Origin of the sequence: Succinivibrio sp., assembly GCF_045124615.1 — a bacterium.
GTDB classification, from domain to species: domain Bacteria; phylum Pseudomonadota; class Gammaproteobacteria; order Enterobacterales; family Succinivibrionaceae; genus Succinivibrio; species Succinivibrio faecicola.
The window spans coordinates 1-2,889 of sequence record NZ_JBGVMC010000210.1 but is presented as its reverse complement, the minus strand read 5'-3'; the positions used below and the strand labels follow the sequence as shown (position 1 = coordinate 2,889).

Here is a 2,889-nt window from a genome sequence, read left to right as displayed (position 1 = left end):
ATCAGCGTTTTTATATTCGCCTCGGATTGTCCTTACATCTCCACCCTCAACAGGTGCCAAGTTCCATACTTCTCTAGCTTCATTCACAGATAACATTCCACGATCTAGACCATCATTTGTGAATGCCATCTTGTCAGCATTGCTCATGTACTGTAAACGATTGGCTGTGAGCATGACTTGTGATCCGTTCGCTCTCTCCCTCTCTGAGAACATAGCCTTTGTAAGACCCTCAGAGAATTTGATTGCAAACTCTTCAACACATCCCTCATAGAATGCTGACCAGCTATCACCATAAGCCTTGTTTTGTAGAATATCCTCATTAACACCAAAGTAGTTAAAGACATTGGTCTGGATCAGCTGCATCTGATCTTTGTCAATCGTGTATGGTGATGAGGTTATCTGCTTCACATTGGTGTAGGTGTTCGGAAATAGGAGAAGTCCACCACCCTTTGCCTCTTTGGAGAAGTTTTCCTCTGAAAATCTCTCACGCTCTTTGACCAGATCCTCATGCTTGGTAAAGTTATTGAGCTGTGCCATGAATCTGTAAGTAGCTGCGCTCTTAACACCTTCCTTGATGCCCTGATTGTTTATGTCAATGAGGTCAAGTGTGCTGTTCAGTGCTTCGTTATCCGTTCCAAAGAAATCACGCTTATATCTAAACTTAGTGAGCACACAAACTTTTCTTAACTCTACCGCTGCATAGTCACCACCATGGAACTTATACCTGAGCCATGGCAGTCCCTCATATTCCACAATGGTGCATCTATCAGGCATCACAGGATAATAACCTGTAATTCTCATATCAGCGTCAAAAATAGGAGTGACAAAGCATGTGTTCTGATTGTCGAGAATGGTGGAAACTCTGTAAAGGAATGCGCTCCATGTTTCCCACTGATTAGGGCCTTGCCTCAGCTTGGTCTGCAAAGGTTGTTGAGCTGATCCTGTAACCTCAAATTTGAGCTTGGAGATATGTCTGGCCCTTGCATCAATAGCGCTCCTGACAAGCTCACTCTCATAGATGGCACCCTCCCAATTGTGGAAAATAGGCTCATACCCTGTTATTGTCTTAAAATAAGCGTCAGCATTCTTGAGCACAATCTGTGATTCTTTTGCTTGTCTTGGTCTAAATATTGAATCAAATAAACCCATAACTCATTCCTCACTCATTCTTGAGCCTTATGCCTATCTCGTCATACCATTTTTGACGAACACAAAAGGCATCAGCCAATGCAGCCACTCCATCAATGTGCATTGTCCGATTTATCTTAACTAGCTTTCCCCTGCCTCTCTCAACACTCATTTTGATTGCTGAGTTTAGCAGATGTATTTTCAATAGGTCGTTATCGCCTATATGAACTTTTTTATCCTTGAAAAGCCCCTCCATCTCTTGGAGAACTCCCCAAAGGTTATCACCCTGAAAAACATCATCAGTTTTAAAGCCGTAACCCTCTAATTGTTGCACCAGGTATTGTGCCGAGTACCTATCATAACCAACTACAAGAGGCAGAATCTCATATTTTTCCACCAAATCCACCAGCCAATTGTAGCAATCGTGATAATCTACAAAGTTGTCTCCTGAGAGATCAAGAAGCCCTCTCTGATGGTAAATGTTGTATGGTACTCCATCTCTTGAAATCGCCTCATCAATTTTCTCAGCTGGCAACCAGAACTTTGCGAACACATAAAGCTCACCATTCTTTTCAATAACAATGGTTGCTGCTGTCAGGTCTGTTGTCTGCGACAAGTCGATTCCACAAACTGCATAACTACTTCTAAAATCCTCAAGGCTGAGGGGATCGCCGCACATGTTCTCAACAACATGAGCATCTAGCCATGCCAAGGAACTGTTTTGCTTTAAATTGCAGTATTTTGTGATGAACTCAGCCTTTTTGGATAAGGATCCTTCTGCAACTGCAATCTCTTCCAAGAGGTAGTCAACAGTGACCGACACCCCTAAATTCGGATTGCTTTTCTGTAACTCATTGATGTCGTTCCATTTCTCAATGTCATCAATGATGTATAAAAAAGGCAACAGCTTCTTTTCTTTGCTGTCACCTAGTAAAAACCTTGTGCATCTTTTCAGGAGCTCGTCATATATTCCGTCATTGATATAACCAGCTGTGGAACAACTCAAAAGAATTGCCTCTGGTCTTGCTCCCATTCCTGACTTCATAACTTCATACTGCTTTAACCCTGCATCACCATCCCATGCAGCAACCTCATCACAAATACAAAGGCTAGGATTGAAACCATCACTCTTCTTTGCGGAGAATGCAATCTTTGTAACCATGGCATTCTGTGCAGGGATGAACAAATCTGTCATTCTATGTCTTGGCAAAACTGTTGTGTCTTTCACACTCTTGTTGTGTTCATCCTTTTCCGAGACCTCTTCTTTTAACTCCTGGTACTCAGGATCTAAAAGTGTCATTTGCCATATGTTGTTATATATGATGTCAGCCTGTGCCAACTTTGGAGCGATATTATAAACCTTTGCTCCATAGCCACCCTGCCACCACTCATATTTAGCAATAGCAGATGCCAGCAACGACTTACCATTTTTACGTGCAACAATCAAAACCACTTCACGGAACTGTCTGAATCCATCCTCATTGACAATTCCATAGATTGAAGCCACAAGAGCCTTTTCCCAGAGCTCCAACTTGAGTGGCTGTGGTGCCATAGGGCCTTCTGTATGAAAAGCATGCTCCTCAATCCAATCAATGGCCTCATTAGCCTTCTTTTGGTCATAGAAAAACTGCTTTTCCTGTAAACCCTTAACGATATACTCAAGAACAAGCTCAATCCACCGCCCTACGACAATGGACCCGTTCTTAATCTTTTGATAATATGTCAAAATCCAATTACTTTTGGTCATCTTCCTGACTTCTT

Annotated in this window: 2 protein-coding genes; both read right to left on the bottom strand. The window is 42.2% G+C overall.

Annotated elements, in window-relative coordinates; genetic code table 11:
• Nucleotides 1–1,149, bottom strand: a 1,149-nt coding sequence (locus ACJML3_RS05430; RefSeq protein ID WP_406021299.1) for a phage portal protein, incomplete at its 3' end; no start/stop codon positions are given.
• Nucleotides 1,150–1,159: 10 nt separating this feature from the next.
• Nucleotides 1,160–2,889 (bottom strand): terminase large subunit (locus tag ACJML3_RS05425; RefSeq protein WP_406021297.1); only part of this gene is annotated, 1,730 nt, incomplete at its 5' end.